The organism is Bergeyella anatis, from assembly GCF_036016955.1.
Taxonomy (GTDB): domain Bacteria; phylum Bacteroidota; class Bacteroidia; order Flavobacteriales; family Weeksellaceae; genus JAYWXI01.
The window spans coordinates 1-21,497 of sequence record NZ_JAYWXI010000007.1; the positions used below are offsets into that span (position 1 = coordinate 1).

General features: G+C 43.9%; 23 protein-coding genes. 10 read left to right on the forward strand and 13 right to left on the reverse strand.

The window, feature by feature from the left end:
• The first annotated feature begins 249 nt into the window (after nucleotides 1-249).
• From VQ048_RS06280 to VQ048_RS06290, 3 genes are all read left to right on the forward strand, one after another.
• Complete coding sequence (locus VQ048_RS06280; protein ID WP_327610836.1) at nucleotides 250-960, forward strand: type I restriction-modification enzyme R subunit C-terminal domain-containing protein; 711 nt, start codon at nucleotides 250-252, stop codon at nucleotides 958-960.
• Nucleotides 961-1,041: 81 nt separating this feature from the next.
• A complete protein-coding gene (locus tag VQ048_RS06285; protein ID WP_327610837.1) occupies nucleotides 1,042-1,530 on the forward strand; it encodes a GNAT family N-acetyltransferase in 489 nt (162 codons plus the stop codon).
• Entirely contained in the window at nucleotides 1,518-2,936 is a 1,419-nt protein-coding gene (locus VQ048_RS06290) for a chloride channel protein (protein ID WP_327610838.1), read from the forward strand. The genes VQ048_RS06285 and VQ048_RS06290 overlap by 13 nt, the downstream gene beginning before the upstream one ends.
• A 68-nt stretch (nucleotides 2,937-3,004) precedes the next feature.
• On the opposite strand, the gene VQ048_RS06295 is transcribed toward VQ048_RS06290, so the two are convergent.
• Genes VQ048_RS06295 through VQ048_RS06325 form a run of 7 tightly spaced genes read right to left on the reverse strand, consistent with a single transcriptional unit; the run spans nucleotide 3,005 to nucleotide 9,343 of the window.
• Nucleotides 3,005-3,772: an ABC transporter permease gene (locus VQ048_RS06295; protein ID WP_327610839.1), complete on the reverse strand. Its 768-nt coding sequence runs from the start codon at nucleotides 3,770-3,772 to the stop codon at nucleotides 3,005-3,007.
• The gene (locus tag VQ048_RS06300; RefSeq protein ID WP_327610840.1) at nucleotides 3,765-4,478 is read right to left on the reverse strand and encodes an ABC transporter ATP-binding protein; all 714 of its coding nucleotides are present in this window, start codon (nucleotides 4,476-4,478) and stop codon (nucleotides 3,765-3,767) included. The genes VQ048_RS06295 and VQ048_RS06300 overlap by 8 nt, the downstream gene beginning before the upstream one ends.
• Nucleotides 4,479-4,493: 15 nt before the next feature.
• Nucleotides 4,494-5,735, reverse strand: coding sequence for a nitrous oxide reductase family maturation protein NosD (gene nosD, locus VQ048_RS06305; RefSeq protein ID WP_327610841.1), 1,242 nt, complete (start codon nucleotides 5,733-5,735; stop codon nucleotides 4,494-4,496).
• Nucleotides 5,736-5,774: 39 nt separating this feature from the next.
• Nucleotides 5,775-6,188, reverse strand: a complete 414-nt coding sequence (locus tag VQ048_RS06310) for a nitrous oxide reductase accessory protein NosL (protein WP_327610842.1) — start codon at nucleotides 6,186-6,188, stop codon at nucleotides 5,775-5,777.
• A gap of 12 nt (nucleotides 6,189-6,200) precedes the next feature.
• The gene (locus VQ048_RS06315) at nucleotides 6,201-6,776 is read right to left on the reverse strand and encodes a hypothetical protein (protein WP_327610843.1); all 576 of its coding nucleotides are present in this window, start codon (nucleotides 6,774-6,776) and stop codon (nucleotides 6,201-6,203) included.
• A gap of 58 nt (nucleotides 6,777-6,834) precedes the next feature.
• On the reverse strand, nucleotides 6,835-8,841 hold the full coding sequence (gene nosZ, locus VQ048_RS06320) for a Sec-dependent nitrous-oxide reductase (protein ID WP_327610844.1): 2,007 nt from the start codon (nucleotides 8,839-8,841) through the stop codon (nucleotides 6,835-6,837).
• A 7-nt stretch (nucleotides 8,842-8,848) separates the two neighbouring features.
• Nucleotides 8,849-9,343 (reverse strand): c-type cytochrome, encoded by a 495-nt coding sequence (locus VQ048_RS06325; protein WP_327610845.1) that lies wholly within the window; start codon nucleotides 9,341-9,343, stop codon nucleotides 8,849-8,851.
• 133 nt (nucleotides 9,344-9,476) lie between these two features.
• On the opposite strand from VQ048_RS06325, the gene VQ048_RS06330 reads away from it, so the two are divergent.
• Entirely contained in the window at nucleotides 9,477-9,869 is a 393-nt protein-coding gene (locus tag VQ048_RS06330) for a c-type cytochrome (protein ID WP_327610846.1), read from the forward strand.
• A gap of 6 nt (nucleotides 9,870-9,875) precedes the next feature.
• Entirely contained in the window at nucleotides 9,876-10,238 is a 363-nt protein-coding gene (locus VQ048_RS06335) for a hypothetical protein (RefSeq protein ID WP_327610847.1), read from the forward strand.
• Here the strand turns inward: VQ048_RS06335 and VQ048_RS06340 are convergent.
• The 6 genes from VQ048_RS06340 to VQ048_RS06365 form a co-directional block, all read right to left on the reverse strand.
• The gene (locus VQ048_RS06340; RefSeq protein ID WP_327610848.1) at nucleotides 10,223-11,464 is read right to left on the reverse strand and encodes a DUF2339 domain-containing protein; all 1,242 of its coding nucleotides are present in this window, start codon (nucleotides 11,462-11,464) and stop codon (nucleotides 10,223-10,225) included. The genes VQ048_RS06335 and VQ048_RS06340 overlap by 16 nt on opposite strands.
• 21 nt (nucleotides 11,465-11,485) lie before the next feature.
• Nucleotides 11,486-12,073, reverse strand: coding sequence for a Crp/Fnr family transcriptional regulator (locus VQ048_RS06345; protein WP_327610849.1), 588 nt, complete (start codon nucleotides 12,071-12,073; stop codon nucleotides 11,486-11,488).
• A 136-nt stretch (nucleotides 12,074-12,209) separates the two neighbouring features.
• The gene (ric, locus tag VQ048_RS06350; RefSeq protein WP_327610850.1) at nucleotides 12,210-12,929 is read right to left on the reverse strand and encodes an iron-sulfur cluster repair di-iron protein; all 720 of its coding nucleotides are present in this window, start codon (nucleotides 12,927-12,929) and stop codon (nucleotides 12,210-12,212) included.
• A 30-nt stretch (nucleotides 12,930-12,959) separates the two neighbouring features.
• Nucleotides 12,960-13,352 (reverse strand): group III truncated hemoglobin, encoded by a 393-nt coding sequence (locus VQ048_RS06355; RefSeq protein WP_327610851.1) that lies wholly within the window; start codon nucleotides 13,350-13,352, stop codon nucleotides 12,960-12,962.
• A 36-nt stretch (nucleotides 13,353-13,388) separates the two neighbouring features.
• On the reverse strand, nucleotides 13,389-13,826 hold the full coding sequence (locus tag VQ048_RS06360; protein ID WP_327610852.1) for an RrF2 family transcriptional regulator: 438 nt from the start codon (nucleotides 13,824-13,826) through the stop codon (nucleotides 13,389-13,391).
• Between the two features lie 170 nt (nucleotides 13,827-13,996).
• A complete protein-coding gene (locus tag VQ048_RS06365; RefSeq protein ID WP_327610853.1) occupies nucleotides 13,997-14,626 on the reverse strand; it encodes a porin family protein in 630 nt (209 codons plus the stop codon).
• Nucleotides 14,627-14,831: 205 nt separating this feature from the next.
• Here VQ048_RS06365 and VQ048_RS06370 point away from each other — a divergent pair, with 205 nt between their 5' ends.
• The 5 genes from VQ048_RS06370 (at nucleotide 14,832) to VQ048_RS06390 (ending at nucleotide 21,491) form a co-directional block, all read left to right on the forward strand.
• The gene (locus VQ048_RS06370; RefSeq protein WP_327610854.1) at nucleotides 14,832-16,061 is read left to right on the forward strand and encodes a glycosyltransferase family 4 protein; all 1,230 of its coding nucleotides are present in this window, start codon (nucleotides 14,832-14,834) and stop codon (nucleotides 16,059-16,061) included.
• A gap of 97 nt (nucleotides 16,062-16,158) precedes the next feature.
• Nucleotides 16,159-16,551 carry a hypothetical protein gene (locus tag VQ048_RS06375; protein ID WP_327610855.1) on the forward strand — a complete coding sequence of 131 codons (393 nt, stop codon included), beginning with the start codon at nucleotides 16,159-16,161 and terminating at the stop codon, nucleotides 16,549-16,551.
• 152 nt (nucleotides 16,552-16,703) lie between these two features.
• Entirely contained in the window at nucleotides 16,704-17,186 is a 483-nt protein-coding gene (locus VQ048_RS06380) for a hypothetical protein (protein ID WP_327610856.1), read from the forward strand.
• A gap of 18 nt (nucleotides 17,187-17,204) precedes the next feature.
• On the forward strand, nucleotides 17,205-18,308 hold the full coding sequence (locus VQ048_RS06385) for a VIT1/CCC1 transporter family protein (RefSeq protein WP_327610857.1): 1,104 nt from the start codon (nucleotides 17,205-17,207) through the stop codon (nucleotides 18,306-18,308).
• Nucleotides 18,309-18,350: 42 nt separating this feature from the next.
• On the forward strand, nucleotides 18,351-21,491 hold the full coding sequence (locus tag VQ048_RS06390) for an efflux RND transporter permease subunit (protein ID WP_327610858.1): 3,141 nt from the start codon (nucleotides 18,351-18,353) through the stop codon (nucleotides 21,489-21,491).
• Nucleotides 21,492-21,497 lie beyond the last annotated feature (6 nt).

Below are 21,497 nucleotides of genomic sequence, written 5' to 3' on the forward strand. Positions count from 1 at the left end.
AGAAAACTACAATAACAAGCGATATCACGAATCTTTGAAAAACCTTCCTCCAGCAGATGTGTACTTCGGAAGATCTGAGCAAATTTTGGAAAAAAGAAGACAAATAAAATCGGATTCAATCCGAAAAAGAAGACAGTTGTATTTTCAACAGAAATTATTAAGTTTATAACCTGAAATACTCCTTAAACATTTATTATAAAATGTCCAATTTAGTTTGAAGACGTACACCTTCGGCAAGTAGCCTCCCTTTTGTACCAAAAGCTGAATATCCCTTCCATAAAACAAAAAGAGCCTTTAATTAAGCAGCTTCAATCCGATAATTTTTGGGATTCTCTTTCTTTGGATCAAATAGAAAACCTACGCACAGAACTGAGGGATCTCAACAAATTTTTAAAAGACGAAAATAAACAAACGCCCATATATACCAGCATCGAAGACGTCCTCAATCCCGAAGAGATAAAAAATTTTGACGTTATTGATTCTTACACATCCCTGCAAAGCTATAAAGACCGCGTGGAACACTTCATCCGAAAAAACCGAAACCACTTGGTCATCGACAAACTCTACCGTAACATCCCGATTACGCCCTCCGATCTTCACTCGCTGGAAACCTTCTTTGAGCATCAACAATTCCACCTGAAAGACATTGAAAAAGAGTACGAAACCCAATCTTTGGGGGTATTTATTCGTAAGGTATTGGGAATGGACATCGAAGCGGCCAATACTCATTTTTCTAAGTTTATCCAAGAAGAAAACCTTACCGCCGACCAAATGGTATTCATTGAAAAAATCATTCATTATCTAAACAAAAACGGGATATTAGACCGCTCCATGCTAACCTCGCCTCCATTCAATGAACAATACGACAACGGTATCTTCGACGTATTTGAAGACGAGGGCCGAATGATGAAAGTCATCCAGCTCGTGGATGAAGTCTCAAAAAATGCAGGCGTAGCCTAACTCCTCCCTCTCCAAATCCCATCCGAAAGACTTGATTTCCTTTCGGATATTTTTTTTATTTTTGATAAAATATCTCTGTTTATGAATTTTAAGATTCGAAAAGCCGAAGCTTCCGATACCGAAACCATCCATCATCTCATCCGCCAGTTGGCCATCTACGAAAAAATGGAAGAAGAAATGGTGGCCACCGTCGAAGAACTACGCCGCAAACTTTTTGAAGACCGTTACGCCGAAGTTCTCATTGCCGAAGAACAAAACCGCCCGGTAGGCTTTGCCCTTTATTTCTACAATTTTTCCACGTTTTTAGGCAAACCCGGATTGTACTTGGAAGACCTCTTCGTTGAACCCGAATACCGCGGAAAAGGCTACGGAAAAGCCTTACTGGCAGCATTGGCCCGAATTGCAAAGAGCAAAGACTGCGGCCGTATGGAATGGAGTGTGCTTAATTGGAACGCCCCTTCCATCGCCTTTTACAAATCCCTCGGTGCATTCCCAATGGACGAATGGACGGTCTACCGTCTTAACCAAACCGAAATCGAAAACCTCGCCCAATACGAATGCAAAAAATAGTCGCTTACCTAAAATACAGATTAAAACACGCCTTCGACAACATCCATAACGAGCAGCTGAAGCACAATCTTCTCCAAGCCGTTCCGTTTTGGATCGCCTCTTTCCTTACGGGAATCGCCGCCGTCCTATACGCCAAACTTTTCGAATGGGGGGAAGAACTGCTGCATCTTATCCTTAACTACAACCGCCTAAGCATCTTTCTTCTTGCTCCCACAGGCTTTGTCCTATCTTGGTGGCTCGTCAAAAACTATTCGCCTTATGCCAAAGGCAGCGGCATCCCGCAGGTAATGGCGGCCGTAGACCTGGCCACTCCCAAAGAACGCTACAAAATAAAATACCTTTTAAGTTTCAAAATCCTTGTCATCAAAGTGCTTTCCAGCATCGTAATGGTTATCGGAGGAGGAGCCATCGGACGGGAAGGCCCCACCATACAAATTGCCGGTTCAATCTTTCGGTTCGTGAATCAAATCCTCCCCAAATGGTGGCCGAAAATCTCCGTTAAAAACATGATTCTCACCGGAGCAGCCGCCGGACTTTCCGCCGCATTTAACACTCCAATGGGTGGAATTGTCTTTGCCGTGGAAGAGTTAGCCAAAATTCATTTTAATTATTTCAAAACAGCCCTTTTTACTGCTGTTATCGTTGCAGGACTCACCGCCCAATGGCTCGCCGGCTCTTACCTCTATCTCGGGTACCCGAAAACCGCCGGCGTTACCCTGAAAATCATCTTTCCAGTCATCCTAATTGCCATTATCTGCGGGCTGATCAGCAGTTACCTTTCCACCGTCATGTTGCGCATCAACCGATGGAAAAAAAGACTAAAAACCAACCGCCAACAAATTGCTTTCCTCATCGCCAGCGCTTTGATTATCGCTTCTTTGGCTTACTTTTTCAGTGGAGAGATTTTAGGCTCAGGTAAAACCATTATCGACCGTGTACTCTTTACGGCCGATAAATCCGAAGCATGGTACGTTCCGCTTTTCAGAGTCATCGGCCCGGCCCTTTCATTCACCTCGGGAGGTGCCGGTGGAATATTCGCTCCCGCGCTTAGTGCCGGAGCCAGTTTCGGCGCATTCCTATCAGGACTGCTCGAACTGCAAAGCAACGAAACCAATGTCGTTATCCTGGCCGGAATGGTCGCCTTTTTAACGGGAATTACCCGAGCCCCATTTACCTCCGCCATACTGGTTTTGGAAATGACCGACCGCCATTCCCTCATCTTTTACCTGATGATGGCCGGAATGATTTCCTCCCTCGTCGCTATGGTCGTTAGCCGACAATCCCTGTATAGCAACCTCAAAATGATTTACCTCGGAGAGTTGCAACAAAAAACCAAACGCCGAAAAATCAAAATGAAAGATCTCGGTAAAACCTCTACGGAAACCGTAGAACAAAACGCAAAATAAAAGACCTCACAACCGTGAGGTCTTAAACTATGTATCGAGAATAAAAGATTTGCTCCAAAGCTAAAAAATCACAAATCTTTCCTTCTAAATTTAAGCAAACTGCCCAAAAACGGAAGCCCCGCCCAAAGTAAAAGAATTAACCCCGAAATAAAAATCCCACTGCCCGTACCAAAAATCGACTTAAAAATCGCTCCGGAATACCCCAGCATTCCCGATAAATCCAACTGCAACTGGGCAAAAACCCGCGTAAGCCCTATCGGGCTGAGTGAAGACAAAACCACCATAATGCGTTCAATAGGATAATCCGAAAACTGAAACATCAAGATAAGGAGAAGCCCGTCATAAAAAATATTAAAAAACACCCAAACAAAAATTGCTATCCCAATCCCTTTAGCCTTATCGTTCGTGGACACCGCCGCATACATCGCCAATGCCACAAAATCCAAGCAAAGCAGAGCCCCTCCAAGTAACACGCAAAGCCCATAATCAATAGAAGAATAAATAAAAATGGGAATGCCACACCCCGCTAAAAAAACCAAAACCTGCGAAAGTGACAATCCCAAGAAAATCCCCGTCCATATCACATCCCTCTTAATAGGCTGAGTAGAAAGAAGTTCGATAAACTGCGAACTATTATAAACATAAATCACAGAAAACACCAAGCTAAACAAAGGCACTACAAACAATACAATATTGAGCAAATTGAGATTAGCCTTCGCCGGATGGCCCTCCATGCCCAAAGCCGCCCACGACAAAACAAATAAAATAACGGCATAAAAACCGGTAATTTTGCTTTTCAGAATATCTTTCAGAATAAATTTTGCTATCTTATACATCTTGCAATGGTCTTAAAATCATAGTAATCGCCTTGGAAAGACTGCGCTCTCCGGTATCTTGTTTTAATTGATCGACGTCTTTGTGAAACAACACCTTCCCCTCAGAAAGAAACACCACCTCGTCCACAATCGTTTCCAACTCACTGAGCAAATGCGACGTAATGATGATTAATTTTCCCTTCCCTCTCTCTTTTAGAATTTTATTTTTCAGAATTTCGGAAGCTATCGGATCCAACCCCGCCGTAGGCTCATCCAAAATAATCACCGAAGGATTGAACATAAAAGCAATCACCGCACTGACCTTCTGAATAGTCCCCCCGGATAGGTTGCCCATCGCTTTAGAGCCCAGTTTGTCAATACCATAGGCTTCCATTAAATCCGTATCCAAATCGCCATCATACCTGCGGTTATCCAAAATCATGTCCAACGTTTCCTTAATCGTCATGTTTTCGGGATACTTCCCCATTTGAGGCATATACCCCACCGCCGCACGGTAACTCTCCTCTCTGGAAACATCCTTACCCAGCACCCTAATCTGCCCCGTTTCAATGGTGTTAAGCCCCAAAATACTTTTGATCAAAGTGGTTTTTCCACAACCATTCGGCCCAATGAATGCCACCGAACGCCCCTCCCGACAGCGAATATTGACGTTATCCAGAGCCTTGAACTTGCCAAAAGTCTTGGTCAGTTTTTCGATTTCTATCATTCTTTTTCTGTATTTCTAAAGGTTATTACGCCTCATCGAAGGCGTTTCGTCCACAAAACTCTCGGGAGTCAAACTCGGCATTAATTTCTCGGAACGATTCATCAGCTCCACGAAAAACGTCCCGAAAAGAATCATAACCATAGGGGTTTGCTCCGCCATCACCGAATAAAGACTCAGCGGATAAAACGGAATATCCCCCATTTTATCCTTATCGAGGTCATACCCCTCGTACTTGTCCCAATAGTTGCCGCGGAAAGTATTGAGAAAAACACTCCCGCTGGTACTCACATCGTAAACATTAGCCAAAAAATCATTATTATACAGCTTGTTTTCGATACAATTTGCATTGATTTTAAGCCCCCAGCCATTCCCTTCGAACACATTACGGTAAAAATCAATCTTGGAGGAACCATCCATAAAAACCCCCACCGAATTATCCCGAAACGTATTATGCCTCACCCGACTAAAAGTTAAATCCTTAAGTAAAAGACCACAAATATTCTCGCCCTTATTATCTAAAAATTTGTTGTAATTCATCTCTACATTCCGACTATACATCACGGCAACCCCGGCCTCGTTGTGCTTAAACACATTAGCCGTATACACATTATTATGGGAAAACATAAAGTGAAGACCGTAACGTTTGTTATCCAAAGAAAGATTCCTGAAAACAAAGCTATTATTCGCCTTTTCCAAATAAATGCCGTCTTTATGACCGGAAATAAAGTTTCTTTTAATCCAAATTTCCGAACTCGACCAAACATGAATACCGTCGCCAATCGACTCCTGAGATCCGCCACGAGAAGTGGTGATTTTATTATTTTCAATCAGACAACGAAATCCCCTCTGCACTGTAATACCAAAGTAATTATCCTCAAAAATATTATTCCGAATAACCGAAAAACGACTATCGTACAAGCGCACCGCACCGATATTTCTCACTTCATCCGCGCCCGAACGGATAATTTTAAACCCCTGAAGAACAATCCCATCCGCCCGAAAAGAAACCACCTCATGCTTCATTTCGCCGTCCAACACGGGATAGCCAATACCTATTAACGTAATGGGCTTATCCAGATTCAAATTGCCTTCTTTGTAATGCCCCGCATAAACCATCAGCGTATCGCCCCGAGCCGCCTGACGCAAAGCCGCCTGTATCGTGGCAAACGCCTTCCCCTTGCCCACATGATGAATGCCAGCAAAAGCAAAAAATACCGAAAACAGCCCCGTTAAAATAAGCAACCGTCTAAAAAACATCCCCTTGAGCTTTAAGAGTTTCAAAAGCAAAACAACCTATTATTTCACCAGGGAAGCCTGAAGTTTATGCGCCTGTTTCAAAGCCTCATCTTTGCTCTTGAAAGCCGCCACATTACCGTTCATCGGACTTTTTACCTGACCTCCCGTGATTTTAAACGCCTTCTCCAATGGAAACAAGTCCAACGTTGCAAAATCGGAAACATAAAAACGCGCCTGGCCTATTCCCGACGAATTTTCCTTAGCATAAGCCTCCATACAAGCCAAATCATCGAATTTATAAACCCTTCCTTTTTCCGTGATAAGTTCCGTGGCATAACGCGCATCCTGAATCACCATCTTGCAGTGCGAACACTGATCTTTTCCCAAAACAAAAGGTTCCACCTCTTTACTCGTGCAAGAAAAAGAAGTAAGCGTTACCAACGCCATCCATAAAGTAAAAACATAATATTTCATAAGTATCTATTTTTAACGTTTTCTGAATTCAAAAAAGGACAAAACCAAAGCAATCAAAGCCACCGATACCATAAGCCACCCTCCCGTATAAGGATAAGAATAAGCCCCAAAATTAAGAAGCTGCTTATACCCCAAAAGCGGCGGCTGGTAAGTCATTCCCGGTACCACAATGGCCGCATCGGGCTTAAGATTATGCCCGTAATCGTACTCCCAAAGGTAAAAATCCACCATGAAAGCCACGCCGAACAAAAGAAACAAAGCCGTAAAAACATAAAGCGCAAAAGGACGGCGCAACCAAGCCGTAAAAAGAGCAAATGCCGCAAAAAAACCAAGAATATAAGGCATAACCCTAAACTCCCAAAAATCATCCTGATGAATTTCTTTCATTCCGATATAATGGTTTAGCCCATTAATGATCTTGTAATCGCCCGAAATTTTATCTGCATGGAGGTACATCTCCAACCCTTCCGGATACTGCGGAGCCTCCAAATAAATCACCCACAGCGGAACAAAAAGACTTCCCACTAAAGCCAAAGCACAAAGGGCAAGCAATCCCACAGAAGACTTCGATAATTTTTTATTTTCCATTGTAATCTGTCTTTCTTTTTAAGAAAAGAAAGGGCGGTTATTAGCCGCCCCTATCATTTTATTTTGTTTGTGCGGTTTTCACCGGACTTTGGGCATTATCGGCCTTATTATTCAGACTGAAAATAAGAGGCGTTGAACTTCCCGCAGGAGAGACTCGAACATACCCTTGCATTTCCTGATGCAGAGCCGAACAGAAATCCGTACAATACATCGGGAACATTCCGGCTTTTTTCGGAACCCATTTAAGCGTGCACGTTTCTCCCGGCATGATCAAAAGTTCGGCATTTTCAGCCCCTTTAATCGCAAACCCGTGGGGCACATCCCAGTCTTGCTCCAAATTGGTTACATGGAAGTAAACTTCATCCCCAACCTTAATGCCCTCTATATTATCCGGAGCAAAGTGCGAACGGATGGAAGTCATGTACACATGAACCTTATTGCCCTCTCTCACCACTTTGGATTCGGCTTCGCCCTTGGTCACGTAAGGGTGTTTATTTTTAGCAATATCGTAAAACTTCACCTGCTTATCCGCTATCAGCGCCGCCGGAAGTGCCTGAGCATAATGCGGTTCTCCGAATGTAGGAAAATCCAAAAGAAGTTTCATTTTATCTCCGCTGATATCGTACAGTTGAGCCGACTGAGCCAACTCCGGTCCTGTGGGAAGGAATCGGTCTTTCGTAATTTTATTATACGCCACCAGATACTTCCCGAAAGGTTTTTTGGAATCGCCCCCCGGAATCATAAGGTGCCCCACCGAATAAAACGTCGGCTGACGATCTAACACTTTAAGCGTCTTGATATCCCACTTCACGACCTCCGAAGAAACGAAGAAAGAGGTGTAAGCATTTCCTTTGTCGTCAAATTCCGTATGAAGCGGGCCCAAACCGGGCTTTTGAACTTCTCCGTGAAGCGTCGACTCGTATTTAAGAATCGGAACCCCATCGTATTCTCCGGCAAATTCCTTATTCTTAATGGCGTTAAGCATTTTGGTAAAACTGTGCACCGGAATCAGTGCCGCCAATTTCCCCGAACCGACGATATATTCTCCGGTAGGATCCACATCGCAACCGTGAGGCGATTTCGGCGTCGGCATAAAATAACACAAATCTTTCAACTCCTTGGTGGATAATACCGTAACCTCCTGCTCCATGGTAGAAGTCCCCGTATGGGTTTCTTCGTTCCATTTGTTATGCGCATACGAAGTCTTTACTTTTCTTCCTTTTCCGGCTTTCACGTATTCCTCTGCTTTCTTCCAGTCCAAAGCCATGATAAAATCCTTATCGAACTGCGACGCATTAACCTCTAACAAGCTATTGGCCTGCTCCGAGTTGTAACAAGAGAAAAAGAACCATCCGTGCGATTTGCCTTTCCCTGCATGAGAAAGGTCAAAGTTAACGCCGGGGGCTTCAATTTGGAAAGCCAAATTCATCTCGCCCGTGTTTGGATCCACCTTAACGAAAGAAATCACGCCTTTAAAGTTCTCCTTGAAGCTATTAATAGGCACATCGCCGTTAACGTCGTCCGTAGGCACCGAGAATCGCGTTCCCGCCACAACATATTCCGTATTTTCGGTAATAAAGGGGGAAGAGTGGTTCCCCGCCGAATTCGGAAGTTCTAAAATTTCCACCGTTTTAAAGGAAGTAAGATCTACCCTTGCGATACGGGGCGTGTTATTGGCATTAGCAAAAATCCAACGACCATCCACCTCTCCGTTGGTTTGTGAAAGCTCCAAATGGTGTTGATCGTCCCAAGGCACAAAACCATGAGAAGTTTCCAACATCGGTTTGGTTTCTTCGCTGTAGCCATAGCCGTTCTCGGGGTTCACCGAAAAAATGGGAACCACCTTCAAAAGCCGACCACTGGGCAACCCGTAAACCCCCATCTGTCCATTAAATCCCCCACTCACGAAATTGTAAAATTCATCGTGTTTCCCTGGGGCCACATACACCTTCTCGGCCGCATCACCGGCCACTACATTCTCTGCGCCTTTGGGCTTGCAACTTTCCAAAGCATAAAGCCCACCCAGAACTAAAGCCGAATAGCCTAATAGTTTTTTTAGTTTCATGATGATATTATTTAGCTCCGTCAATTTGTCTCATATATTCCAAAATACCGCGCGCGTCCTGATCGCTCAAACTTTGGTTAGGCATTCTTACCATGCAAAGTTCCAGTTGCTTCTGAAGTTCCGGATCTTTGTCAATCATCGGATCCGGATTAGTGATGAAATTCATAATCCAAGGAGCCGTACGACGCTCGGTTACCCCTTTCCAGCCCGGGCCAACCAATTTCTCATCCGTAGGTTTGTGGCACGAGATGCATTTAACTTCCGCTATTTTCTGCCCTTCGGAAGCCATAGCAGCATCAAATTTGCTCACATCCACATTTTCGGTGGTAAATTTGCCCATTCCCACCTGAGGATCATAGCCGCCATCCGATGAAGAACCTGCATCGGTTTGAGCTGTTTCTGTCGCGGGAGCCGTCCCGCTCTCTTGTGGTTTGTTGTCTCCGCCACATGACAAAGCAGAAAGCACCACTCCGCTCATTAAAAATAATTTCAGTTTTTTCATTTTCGAAATAGGTATTAATGTTTCTCCAACAAATGTACCCCGAACACTCCCCCCGTCTTTATGACTCCCGTCATAAGCCTTTCATTTTTATTTACGGATTTTTGTTACACCTTATTTTAAACCTACTACTATCATGAAAAAAACATTTATCTACGGCTTGGGATGGATTGTCCTTGCCACGGCATGCAACAAAAAAGAAACACCCCAAGTAGAGCCCTCCAGCAACATCATGTTGGAAGAACCCGCTCCCGAAACAAACGCCCCCTCTGATTCCAAAGACGAAGGACTGGCCTTGATTGAAGGAGCCGACTGCCTAAGCTGCCATAAAATTGACGCCAAACTCGTAGGTCCGTCCTACCAAGAAATTGCCGCCAAGTACACCGAAGCCGATACCGAGATGCTTGCCAAAAAAATCATCGAAGGAGGAAAAGGAAACTGGGGCGAAATCCCAATGACCCCACACGCCGGAATGAGCGAAGAAAATGCGAAAAAAATGGTGAAATACATTTTGAGTTTAAAACCGTAACCTCTTATGAAAAAAGCTTCATTCCTCACTCTAATTCTCGGTTTAGGATTAGCCGTCTCATGTGGCGAAAAACAAAACCAACAGCCTACTGGTGATTATGCTCAGGAAGAAAGCCTGAGCCAACCCCAAAGAAGTTATAAAGACAGCGACGGCACAACCCTTACCCTCATCTATTTTGCAAAAGGCAATGAAGTTGCCGTAAAACTCGAAAAACAAGGGGTAAAACAAGAACTCAAAGCCGCAGGAATCAACCACGACGGAAACCCCATTTTCGTCGGAGAAACCTTCTCTTGGGAAATCCTACAGGACGGACGATCGGGTAAACTTACCACCAAAGATCAGAAAACCACCATTTATAAAGAGGAATAAATTTCCTCTTTATTTTTTTTGCTTCTCAAACCGAAAAACAAAAATAAAACCGCCATAACCAACACCACCGAAATCCACCACAATAGCACCGGAGACCACCGCCAATAAAAACCAAACAAAGAAAGCACCCCAATCTGAGCCAATCCCAACTCATTGAGCAAAACAAAAACGAGATACAAAGTCATCCCAAGTCTGAACATACGGGTTTGGCGAAAGTCGTACCCGACGACAATAGCAAAAAGAAGGAAACTGCTGATACAGACCAAAAGAACCAAATGCAAATAGGCAATAACAATCGTCCTGAACCCAAAAACCCATTGACTAACCTCCGGTATAATTGAAAATTGTTGTAAAATCACTTTAAGGAAATAAGCTCCCGCAACCACAACGAAGATTATTTTTTCCAAAGGTTTTCTTTGGCTCAGAAAACGGGCAAGAGGACTTTTAACCAATCCCACCAGTCCCCATACCGACAAAAGCTGAAGAATATTCCCTAAGGCGGCAACTCCCAAAAGCCATCCGGAACGATCCAACCAAGTGACCGATAAAGCATATCCTCCCAAAACCGAAAAAAACATTCCCCAAAACACCAACCGATGCTTTTGCAAATCCTTTTCTTGAAAAGAAAGGAAATCCGATAAAATCCCAAGGCAAGAAAAAAGGAAAAAGCCGTTGTATTGGAAATGAAGGTAAAATAAAGTCGACGCCATATAAAACGAAGGATTAATCAGCCCCGAAGCCTTCAGATACACCAAAGAAAAAACCCCTGCGGAAGAAAAAGCAGCCAAAGACAACCCTCCCAAAAACCATAGTTTTGAAGGATGAGGCGCCAATTTTCCATAATCCCTAAGCCACAGTCCCAACATTCCCCATCCGAGAATCAAAGCCAAAGCCGACCAAAAAATGGATCCCCAATAATACCCACTCCACAAAAACGAAAAAAGCATCCCGTACGAAGCCACGATATTCAGCCCGATAATCCCTTGGTATGCTTTAATTTTTCCCGAGGGCAGTTGCGTCCTTACCGATCTAAAAATCAAGAGGTAAACCACCGAACTTATCCAGCCGTAAAACGCAAAATGCGAATGCGCCTCCTGCAAGTGCTTTTGATCCAAAAAAGGAATCGACCAAACGATTTTATAACGCATTAAAGCGCCCATAAAAGCCACTAAAAAAAAATTAAAAAGACTGATTTTTATCCAAAATTTATCCCAATGCTTTCCCATATGAACCCATTTATCTGAAGATTAATAGTAAATTTTTCCTTCCACGATTTTCACCAATCCTTTTCGTTCCATTTTTTTGACGGTTCTGATGACCGTTTCCACCGTGAGCCCCAACATCTGCCCCATTTCGTTTCTGGTCAGTTGGATTAAAACCTTTTCTTTCCTTCCTTTTTTATAGTTTTTCAAAAGCCCAAGGATTTTTTCTTCGGGGTTTTGAAACATAATGTTTTTCAAAATATCGCTTTTACTCAAGGCCTTAGCCGCAATGGTTTTCATGAACTCCAAATTCCACTGGGGATGAGCCGAAAGAAAATCCAAAAAACATTGCCGTTCGATTTTTATCACCAACGCTTCGTCGGAACTCACCTTTACCGTCCCCGGAAAAGGCTTTCCCAACAGTACCGCCGGCTCTCCGAAAAAAGCCTGCTCCCGAACCTTATGCTGAAGAAACTCCTTGCCTTCTTCGGTGAAATGATATACGCACACCTCCCCTTTCTCCAAATAATAAAAATAACGGGAAATCACGTCTTCTTCCACCACGAGCTCTCCTTTGGTGTATCGTTTCCTAACGGCATTGGTTTTTTGGATAAAATAATCGTCAACATCCATGTTTTCTATTGTTTGTATTGATTTTTCTTTTTAGAAGAATAAAGGTGCTTAACCCTTGAGGTTTCACGAAAAAGGGAAGCCGAAAGTCCACTTCTGCTTCCCTCTGCCGTGATTAAAACCCTTTTGCGTACATAGATTAAGCGGATAATTCTCTTTCCATCTTAATGGCACTCGGAAAAAGAATATTGTTTTCGATATGGATATGGCGGTGCAGATCGCTCTCGAAGTCGGCCAACATCGCATACGTTACTTTGTAAGTATTGCAGGCGTCGGCAGGCGGAGTATAATCGGAAGTTATCGCTGCTATTTTTCGGAAACGCTCACCTTCCGCATCGTGTTCGTGTTTCATCATGCTCACGGGATTTTCGACCGTACCGAAAGGAGGAGGATTAAAGGCCTGCCCCGAAATTTTGGCATTGACCATGGTTCGGATGAACGGAAAAAGAATAAGTTCTTCTTTTTTAAGATGAGCCGACAAATCCTGAGCCGACTCGTCGAAAAGCGCCTTAACTTCGAACAATTCCGGATGTCTATCGCCGTGAACCCGACAAAGTTTCTCTAAAAAAGCTTGTAGAACAGGAATTTTTTCCTCCACGTAGCGATGGTGGGTTTTCTCCACGTAATCGACCAACAGGTCCAAAGGAAAAGCCTTAAAATCCATTTCCGAACGTTCTACCGAAGGAATTTGTTCCAAATCGTCGTATACCTTTTGAGGGTTTATTTTTTTGCTTTCGCAGGCTTCTTCGATGGTTCGTCCGCCTTTGCAGCAGAAGTCGATTTTGTATTTTTTGAACACCGCTGCCGTTCTGAAATCGTCCGCTACGATTTCCCCGATAAGTTTGTTTTGTAAGTCCATAAGATTGTCTTTAGTATTAGTATAAATCGCTTAATTAAAACCGGTTTGGGCTTCCCTTAAATAATGAATTTTAGACTCGAACAACTGAGCCATACGCCGCCCTTGCCATTTTGCCTTATCGGCTCTTTCGCCCTCGAATAAATCGTCCAACGTTTTTTCGAAAAGACCAATCCAACGTTGAAAATGCGTCGAATCAATCGGCATTCGAGCATGAGGCGGAAACGGCGCACCGTGATACGTATGCTCATCCAACACTACCGTTTGCCAAAAGCGGTACATCTTTTCGAGATGCTCCTCCCAACGATCCTGAATCAGTTCCTCGAAAATCGGGGCAAGCAGATCGTCCTTTCTTACGTTACCGTAGAAAGTATCCACCAAACGTTCGATCTCCACCCTTGAGGTAATGTCTCTTTTAAAATTCATTTCGGATAATTTTGTCGTTTTTATGTTTAAATTTTTTTACTTCCCCGATAAGGTTGATTTTTTATTTTCCACATCGGTAGCCATTTCAAAAAGTGTGGTATTCTCCAACATTTTGCAAAGCTCGTTACGAACATTTATGTACTTAAAATGGAGCGGACACGGATTGTTTTCATCACATGAAGAAAACCCCATACCGCACGAGGAAAACAACGAATGACCGTCCACCGCAATCACAATGTCTTTAATTTTAATATTTTTCGCTGCAGCCTCGTCAATTTCAAAGCCTCCGTAAGGGCCTTTTACCGAATGGACAATCTGATGTTTTGTCAAAGCACTAAGAATTTTTGCCGTAAAAGCTTCCGGACTGCCTACCTTTTCGGCCACGTCCGCCACCTTTACCTTTCGGCCATGCATCGACTCTACCGCGATATAGGCACAGGCTCTTATTCCGTATTCACACGCCTTGGAAAACATAATTTCGGTTTGTATTTCGATGACAAAGATACAGCTTTATTTTAATTTAAGACAAATTTATCGGAAATAATTTTCATTACCGTTTCGCCTCTATCCAAAAAACAAAAGGAGCCGAACCAAAATCCGACTCCTTTCTGTATAAAAGTGTTAATAAAATGATAGTCTTTTTATTAGAATTTGTAGCTTATACCAACTTGGAAGTTGTTATTTCTGTTCTTGCTGTCGCTATTGGTAAGAGAGGTTTGACCATCTTTGTTCAAATCGGTAAATCCAGCCACATAGCGAGCGTTGATTCCGAAGTTATTGGTCACGTTGAATCCTGCACCCAAACCTAAACCAAAATTAAAGGTATTCATTTTGTCTTTAATATCATTATTGAAGGAAGTAGAAATTCCCGCAATAGTAGTTTCTCCCTTAGATTTCGCATTAACCAAGAATCCGAATTCCGGACCAGCCTCCATGTAGAACTGAGGAACCACATGGTATTGGAACATCACAGGAACAGTCACGTAATCCAAATTAATTGTTCTTGTTGAGGAAGACAATGTCGTACCTGCAACAGTTGTTGATGAAGTAGCCTTCGCCCCCAAATTGTTATAGATAAGTTCCGGCTGGATGCTGAAGTTTTCTGCAATCGGTGCATTCATAAACACCCCGGCATAATACCCTGCTTTAGATTTTGCATCACTGAAACCTTCTTTGGAAATGGAAGAAACGTTAAGACCTCCTTTAACACCAAACTGTTGTGCAAATGCCAATGAACCCATCGCTAAAGCTGCACCTAAAAATAATTTTTTCATAATTTCTAAATTTTAATTTTTTACTTCTACACTCTTCTTTACAATCCCCGTGCCATTTTCGTCTGTAAAAAACAAAAAATAGCATTTTCAGGAAGCAAAACTTAGCACTGAAATGGCTTAAAAGCGGATCAACACGATTATTTCGTTGCAAAACGACCTGATTTTTTTTACCTTGCCCCCGTTTAGCTGTAGTTATTCTTTTCTGATGAACGATTCTCTTTTTCCGCCTTCCGAGCAAAAACATTTGGTCATTATCGGCTTGGTCATTCCCGAGCCTCACTCCACTGCGGCAGGCAAACGCATGATGCAGCTTATGGAACTCTTTAGGGAAAACCATTACCGCATCACTTTTCTTACGGCAGCCCACAACGAAGCCTTTGCGGAAAACATCGCCGTCGAAAAAATACGATTAAACGATTCCCGGTTCGACGAAACCATCCGCTCCCTGAAGCCCGATGCCGTGCTCTTTGACCGTTTTCTAACCGAAGAACAATTCGGCTGGCGGGTTCGGGAAAATGTGCCCCATGCCATGACCCTCTTGGACACCGAAGACCTTCATTTTCTGAGAGAAGCAAGAAGGCAGGCTTATTTGGACGGGAAACCGTTGGAAAAGCAAGATCTCATTAACACTGTATTCAAGAGAGAAATGGCCTCCATCCTTCGGTGCGACCTTTCTCTGATTATCTCGGATTTTGAAATGAAATTGCTTTCAGAACACTTTGGTATAGATAAAAGCATTCTGCTCTATCTTCCGCTATTGGCCGATCCCGAAAAAAAAATGCCGGATTTTGCTAAACGCAATCATTTCGTATTCATAGGAAACTTTCTGCACCAGCCTAACTGGCATACCGTCCTGAAACTAAAAAAAATATGGCCCAATCTGCGAAAAAAATGCCCCGACGCCCAACTTCACGTCTATGGGGCCTATACCACCGATAAAGCTCTTGCCCTCCATAACGAAAAAGAAGGATTTTGGATTAAAGGGCGATGCGAAAACCTCGCCGAAACCCTGCTCCATGCTAAAGTCATGCTCGCTCCTATACCATTCGGCGCCGGTCTTAAAGGCAAACTGCTCGACAGCATGCAGTACGGCCTTCCTAACGTAACTTCTAGCATCGGAGCTGAAGGCCTCCTTGCCTCTTGTGGTTGGAACGGTTTTGTGGAAGACGAGGAAGAAAACTTCATCGCCAAAGCAGCCTTGCTTTACCAAGACGAACCCCTCTGGAAGGACGCCCAAAGTAAAGGGATAACAATCCTTAATGAAAAATTTTCCAAAGAAAAATGGGCTTCTTCATTCGCCAACAGCCTTCAAGTTTTGCATCGCTCACTTGCAGAACACCGCCAAAAAAATTTCTTAAGCCAAATCCTGCAACACCACACCTTAAATGCCACAAAATATTTAAGCAAATGGATCGAAGAAAAAGAAAAACGTTAAACGCTTAAATCTCTTATATTTAAAATCATTCTAAATTTAGACTTTCCATTTTTTCAATATATTTTATAACTAACTTTGCTTCAAAGAAAACCATCTGATGCGAAAGTTTATGACCTACTTTTTTATTGTAGCTTACCTTTTCTCCTTTCCGGAGGCAAGGCAGGTCATCAAACTGCCCAATCTGGTGGAGCATTACATTTCTCATAAGTTGCGAAACCCTAACATGTCGGTATTTTCTTTCATCAAAATCCACTATGTGGACGAGCAACTGATGGACAGCGACTACGATCAGGACATGAAACTTCCCTTCAAAACCAATGATTACGGCAGCCATATCTTCTCGCTCACTATCCCTCCAAGAACGCTGGAAATAGCTTCGGAGAGAAAGAAAATCGTAATCAAATCCCCAAGGGTATTTCATTATTCCAACGGTTATAGCAACGATTTCCTTTATTCCTTTTTCCGTCCCCCGGAATCCCTTGAAGGATAGCCGGAGTTTTAGTCTTTAGCTGCCATTCCTATTCGGTAGAGGTCTGCTTCTAATAAAACGGATACAGGTTAGCGCTTGTATTCGCTTCGCAAAACACTACCATATTGTTCTTACAAGAATAATCGCTTACTTTAAATTAAGATCAAAACGCAATGAACATCGCTTATTGGCATTTGGTTGTCAACCATTTGCCTCTCGTGTTTCCTTTGGCAGGGGCTGTTCTACTGATGATTGGTTTGATTTTCCGTTCGGAGGTTTCCAAAAGAAACGCTTATTTCCTGTTGATTCTCGGAGCCACAACCACCATGCTTGCCATGGCCACCGGGGAAGGAGCAGAAGAAAACCTAAGCGGTTTACCTCAGATCGCTAAGACTGTTATCCAGCACCATGAAGAAATTGCTGGTCATTTTGCGACCCTCTCGTATTTACTCGGAGTTACGGCATTGTGCGCCTTAGTTTTGAGTTTTAAAACCACGGAGCTTAACCGAATCATGCCCTTTTTTATCCTTCCCTTAGTGGTAATAACCCTTTATTACGCGCAATCGGCAGGAGAAACCGGAAGTAAAATAAGACACACGGAAATCCAAACACCCCCAACATCCCTTTCAGGCAAATCAACAGAGGCAAAGCCCTAAAACTAAAGTTTAAAAAAAATGAAAAAAAATAATTTAAAAAACATACAAACCGAGGTAGACACAGCTTACCTATACCGGTTACTGGCTCAAAACGAGGAAGACGAAAACGTTCGAGAAATTTTTGAGCAAATGAAAGAAATTGAAACCGCCCACGCTCTTGCTTTTCTGAAAAAAGCAGGACTGAGCGAAACCGATATGCCCCGCCCTTCCACCAGAGCCAAAATGACCAAATGGATCGGAAAAATCTTCGGTTACGATTACGTATTGGGGATACTTTTGGATACCGAAAAATCGCTTTCCTACTCCATCGGGCAACTGCGAAAAACCAAAGGAGGCTCCTCCATTTCCGACACGGCGCACGTAAGGATTCTAAAAAACATTTTGGAAAACAACGACAAAATCCCCACCCATCAACTCTCCAGATTTGAAAAAAGGCATAAAAATGTAGGTGGTAACGCTCTCCGAGCAGCCGTCCTCGGAGGCAATGACGGACTGATTTCCAATTTTTCACTCATCATGGGAGTAGCAGGAGCCAGCAGCGGCCAGCAAGAAGTGCTTTTGGCCGGTATTGCCGGACTTTTAGCCGGTGCACTTTCCATGGCCTTAGGCGAATGGATTTCCGTAAAATCTTCACAAGAACTCTACGAAAACCAAATGAATCTGGAGATGGAGGAATTGGAAACCAACCCCGAAGGCGAAGAACAAGAACTCGCCCTAATTTACCGTACCAAAGGAATCCCTAAAGACCAAGCAGCAGCCATTGCCAAAGAACTAATGAAAGATAAAGTTCAAGCGCATAAGGTTTTAGTCAAAGAAGAACTTGGAATTGAAGCGGAAGAACTGAAAGGTTCGGCTTTTGAGGCGGCTCTCACGTCTTTTATCCTTTTTGCCATCGGAGCTATTATTCCGCTCACTCCGTTTTTCTTTACCGGCGGAAATCAGGCGATACTGTGCAGTGCAGGGTTCAGCGCTTTGGGGCTTTTCCTTATCGGAGCCGTCATTACGCTTTTCACTGGAAAATCCGTTTGGTTTTCCGGAACGCGAATGGTTCTCTTTGGACTCACCGCCGCAGCCATCACTTTTGGCATCGGAAAATTAATCGGGGTTTCCGTTATTGGCTAACCTTACCTAAATTGAAGTTTCAAATTAAACGCTATATTCAAGATGTTAAACAAAATCATAGAATTCTCCATAAAAAACAAACTCATTATCATGCTGATGACCTTGGGTTGGATTATTTATGGAGTCATCGAACTACGAAAGTTGCCCATTGATGCAGTCCCCGACATCACCGACAATCAGGTTCAAATCATTACCGTATCGCCCAGCTTGGGCGCCCCCGATGTGGAGCGTTTCATCACCTTCCCACTCGAACAAACGATGAACAACATCCAGGACATCAAACAAATGCGGAGCTTTTCAAGATTCGGGCTTTCCGTAGTAACCATCGTATTTAAGGAAAATGTGGATGTGCATTTAGCCCGGCAACAAGTGGCCGAACGCCTGCAAAGCGTCGATATTCCTGCCAGCCTTGGGACGCCTCAAATGGCTCCTATCTCTACCGGCCTTGGAGAAATATACCAGTACGTCGTCCGTCCCAAAACCGGCTACGAACACCGCTACGATGCGATGCAGCTGCGTACCATTCAGGACTGGATTGTTCGGCGGCAACTATTGGGAACCGAAGGAGTGGCCGATGTAGCCAGTTTCGGAGGAAACCTCAAACAGTACGAAGTCGCCATAAATCCGGCTCAGCTCAAAGCTTTGGGGCTCACGATGCAGGAAGTCTTCACCGCTTTGGAAAACAACAACCAAAATACAGGAGGCGCCTACATCGAAAAAGGCCCTACCGTCCTCTACATCCGGACCGAAGGCCTCATGGGAAAAATTCAAGACATTGAAAACACCGTGATCCGGAACCTTCCCGACGGCACCCCCGTGCTAATCAAAAACATCGGAAAAGTACGCTACGGAAGCGCCATACGCTATGGAGCCATGACCTATAACGGAAAAGGCGAAGTGGCCGGTGCCGTGGTAATGATGATGAAAGGAGCCAACTCCAACCAAGTGATTGAAAATGTCAAAACCCGTATCGAAGAAATTAAAAAAACTTTACCCGAAGGCGTAGTCATCGAGCCCTTCCTCGACCGTACCAAAATGGTAAACAATGCCATCAACACGGTTAAACGAAACCTCACCGAAGGAGCTCTTATTGTCATCTTTGTTTTGGTTTTGTTCTTGGGCAATTTTCGAGCGGGCTTTATTGTGGCCTCGGTCATTCCTCTGTCCATGCTTTTCGCCTTCATCCTGATGAACCTTTTCGGTGTCTCGGGAAATCTGATGAGCCTTGGAGCCTTGGACTTTGGCCTCATCGTGGACGGCGCCGTGATTATCGTGGAAGCCATCCTCCACCGTTTCCATCATCTTTCCTTGCAGAGTAAAGACCGTCTGAGTGCTGCCGAAATGGACAATACCGTACAAAGTTCGGCCAGTAAAATGATGAATTCGGCTGTATTTGGGCAAATCATCATCCTTATGGTGTACCTTCCGATTCTGACTTTGGAAGGCGTCGAAGGCAAAATGTTCAAACCGATGGCTCAAACCGTTATTTTTGCCCTAATCGGTGCTTTCATCTTGTCGTTAACCTATGTTCCGATGATGAGTTCGATGTTTCTTTCCAAAAAAATCCGTCATACCAAAACTCTTTCGGATCGGATGATGGAAAAAATGGAAACGCTTTACGAAAAGTACCTGAAGAAAGTGCTGAAATACCAAAACCCTCTGTTCTTAGGAGTGATTGCCTTGTTTTTCTTCTCGACTTTCATTCTTACCCGATTGGGTGGAGAGTTCATCCCTACCCTTCCCGAAGGCGATTTTGCCGTCGATACCCGGGTGCTTCCCGGAAGTAATCTGAAAACCTCTACCGAGGCCGTTTTGGCTTCACAAAGAGTGTTGATGAAAAAATTCCCCGAAATCGAAAAAATTGTAGGAAAAACCGGAAGCAGCGAAATCCCTACCGACCCAATGCCCATAGACGCAAGCGACATGATGATTATTCTAAAACCGCGCAGCGAATGGACCTCGGCAAAATCCTACGACGAACTGGCCGAAAAAATGACCGCTGAACTCAAGAAAAACATCATCGGGGTCACCTACTCGTTCCAATACCCTGTAAACATGCGTTTCAACGAACTAATGACGGGCGCCAGACAAGACGTGGTATGCAAAATTTTCGGAGAAAATTTGGACAGTCTGAAAGTTTACGCCAATAAACTCGGCGAGATCTCCAAGACCATCGAAGGAGCCGAAAATATTTACGTGGAACCCATCTCGGGAATGCCCCAAATTGTCATCGAGTACAACCGTGCCGCCATGGCGCAATTCGGACTCAATGTCAAGGACGTGAACAATATCGTCAATACGGCTTTCGCGGGGCAAACCGCAGGATCGGTGTTTGAAGAAGAAAAAAAATTCGATTTGGTCGTCCGCCTCGATGGAGAACTTCGGAAAAATGTCGATGACGTCAAAAATCTGCTCATCTCCACCCCTTCCGGAGCCGACATTCCACTAAGCAATGTCGCCAAAGTAGAGGTAAAAGAAAGCGTGAATCAAATCCAACGCGAAGGCGCCCATCGCCGAATCATCGTCGGCTTCAATGTCAAAAACAGAGACATCCAATCCACCGTTGAGGAATTGCAGCAAAAAGTCAACGATAAACTAAATCTCCCTACCGGCTACACCATACGCTACGGCGGAACCTTCGAAAATCTACAAGAAGCCCAATCCCGACTCGGTATAGCTGTTCCTATCAGTTTAGCCCTGATTTTGCTTTTGCTGTACTTTACTTTCCGTTCCGTAAAATACGGACTGATTATCTTTACCACTATTCCCCTGTCAGCTATCGGAGGTATCCTATCACTTTGGTTAAGAGATATGAATTTCAGTATCTCCGCGGGCATCGGCTTCATCGCCTTGTTCGGAGTAGCTGTACTTAACGGAATCGTTCTCATCGCCGAATTCAACCGGCAAAAAGAATTTCATTCGAGCCTGAACGATATCGTAAGAGAAGGAGGAAAAACCAGACTCCGTCCCGTACTGATGACCGCTCTGGTCGCTTCCTTGGGCTTCCTCCCTATGGCGCTGAGCGACGGCGAAGGAGCCGAAGTTCAACGGCCTTTGGCCACCGTGGTCATCGGGGGACTTCTTTTAGCGACCTTCCTCACGCTCTTTATTTTGCCTACCGTCTATATTTGGTTTGAAAAGCATTTCCCCCAAAGGGCATCCAAACCAGATTTAGAAGATTAAACCTAA

Excerpts from the sequence above, each read along its gene's own strand:
- VQ048_RS06285 (WP_327610837.1), top strand. The coding sequence starts at position 1,042 with ATGAATTTTAAGATTCGAAAAGCCGAAGCTTCCGATACCGAAACCATC.
- VQ048_RS06290 (WP_327610838.1), top strand. The coding sequence starts at position 1,518 with ATGCAAAAAATAGTCGCTTACCTAAAATACAGATTAAAACACGCCTTC.
- VQ048_RS06295 (WP_327610839.1), bottom strand. The coding sequence starts at position 3,772 with ATGTATAAGATAGCAAAATTTATTCTGAAAGATATTCTGAAAAGCAAA.
- VQ048_RS06300 (WP_327610840.1), bottom strand. The coding sequence starts at position 4,478 with ATGATAGAAATCGAAAAACTGACCAAGACTTTTGGCAAGTTCAAGGCT.
- nosD (WP_327610841.1), bottom strand. The coding sequence starts at position 5,735 with ATGTTTTTTAGACGGTTGCTTATTTTAACGGGGCTGTTTTCGGTATTT.
- VQ048_RS06310 (WP_327610842.1), bottom strand. The coding sequence starts at position 6,188 with ATGAAATATTATGTTTTTACTTTATGGATGGCGTTGGTAACGCTTACT.
- VQ048_RS06315 (WP_327610843.1), bottom strand. The coding sequence starts at position 6,776 with ATGGAAAATAAAAAATTATCGAAGTCTTCTGTGGGATTGCTTGCCCTT.
- nosZ (WP_327610844.1), bottom strand. The coding sequence starts at position 8,841 with ATGAAACTAAAAAAACTATTAGGCTATTCGGCTTTAGTTCTGGGTGGG.
- VQ048_RS06325 (WP_327610845.1), bottom strand. The coding sequence starts at position 9,343 with ATGAAAAAACTGAAATTATTTTTAATGAGCGGAGTGGTGCTTTCTGCT.
- VQ048_RS06330 (WP_327610846.1), top strand. The coding sequence starts at position 9,477 with ATGAAAAAAACATTTATCTACGGCTTGGGATGGATTGTCCTTGCCACG.
- VQ048_RS06335 (WP_327610847.1), top strand. The coding sequence starts at position 9,876 with ATGAAAAAAGCTTCATTCCTCACTCTAATTCTCGGTTTAGGATTAGCC.
- VQ048_RS06340 (WP_327610848.1), bottom strand. The coding sequence starts at position 11,464 with ATGGGAAAGCATTGGGATAAATTTTGGATAAAAATCAGTCTTTTTAAT.
- VQ048_RS06345 (WP_327610849.1), bottom strand. The coding sequence starts at position 12,073 with ATGGATGTTGACGATTATTTTATCCAAAAAACCAATGCCGTTAGGAAA.
- ric (WP_327610850.1), bottom strand. The coding sequence starts at position 12,929 with ATGGACTTACAAAACAAACTTATCGGGGAAATCGTAGCGGACGATTTC.
- VQ048_RS06355 (WP_327610851.1), bottom strand. The coding sequence starts at position 13,352 with ATGAATTTTAAAAGAGACATTACCTCAAGGGTGGAGATCGAACGTTTG.
- VQ048_RS06360 (WP_327610852.1), bottom strand. The coding sequence starts at position 13,826 with ATGTTTTCCAAGGCGTGTGAATACGGAATAAGAGCCTGTGCCTATATC.
- VQ048_RS06365 (WP_327610853.1), bottom strand. The coding sequence starts at position 14,626 with ATGAAAAAATTATTTTTAGGTGCAGCTTTAGCGATGGGTTCATTGGCA.
- VQ048_RS06370 (WP_327610854.1), top strand. The coding sequence starts at position 14,832 with ATGAACGATTCTCTTTTTCCGCCTTCCGAGCAAAAACATTTGGTCATT.
- VQ048_RS06375 (WP_327610855.1), top strand. The coding sequence starts at position 16,159 with ATGCGAAAGTTTATGACCTACTTTTTTATTGTAGCTTACCTTTTCTCC.
- VQ048_RS06380 (WP_327610856.1), top strand. The coding sequence starts at position 16,704 with ATGAACATCGCTTATTGGCATTTGGTTGTCAACCATTTGCCTCTCGTG.
- VQ048_RS06385 (WP_327610857.1), top strand. The coding sequence starts at position 17,205 with ATGAAAAAAAATAATTTAAAAAACATACAAACCGAGGTAGACACAGCT.
- VQ048_RS06390 (WP_327610858.1), top strand. The coding sequence starts at position 18,351 with ATGTTAAACAAAATCATAGAATTCTCCATAAAAAACAAACTCATTATC.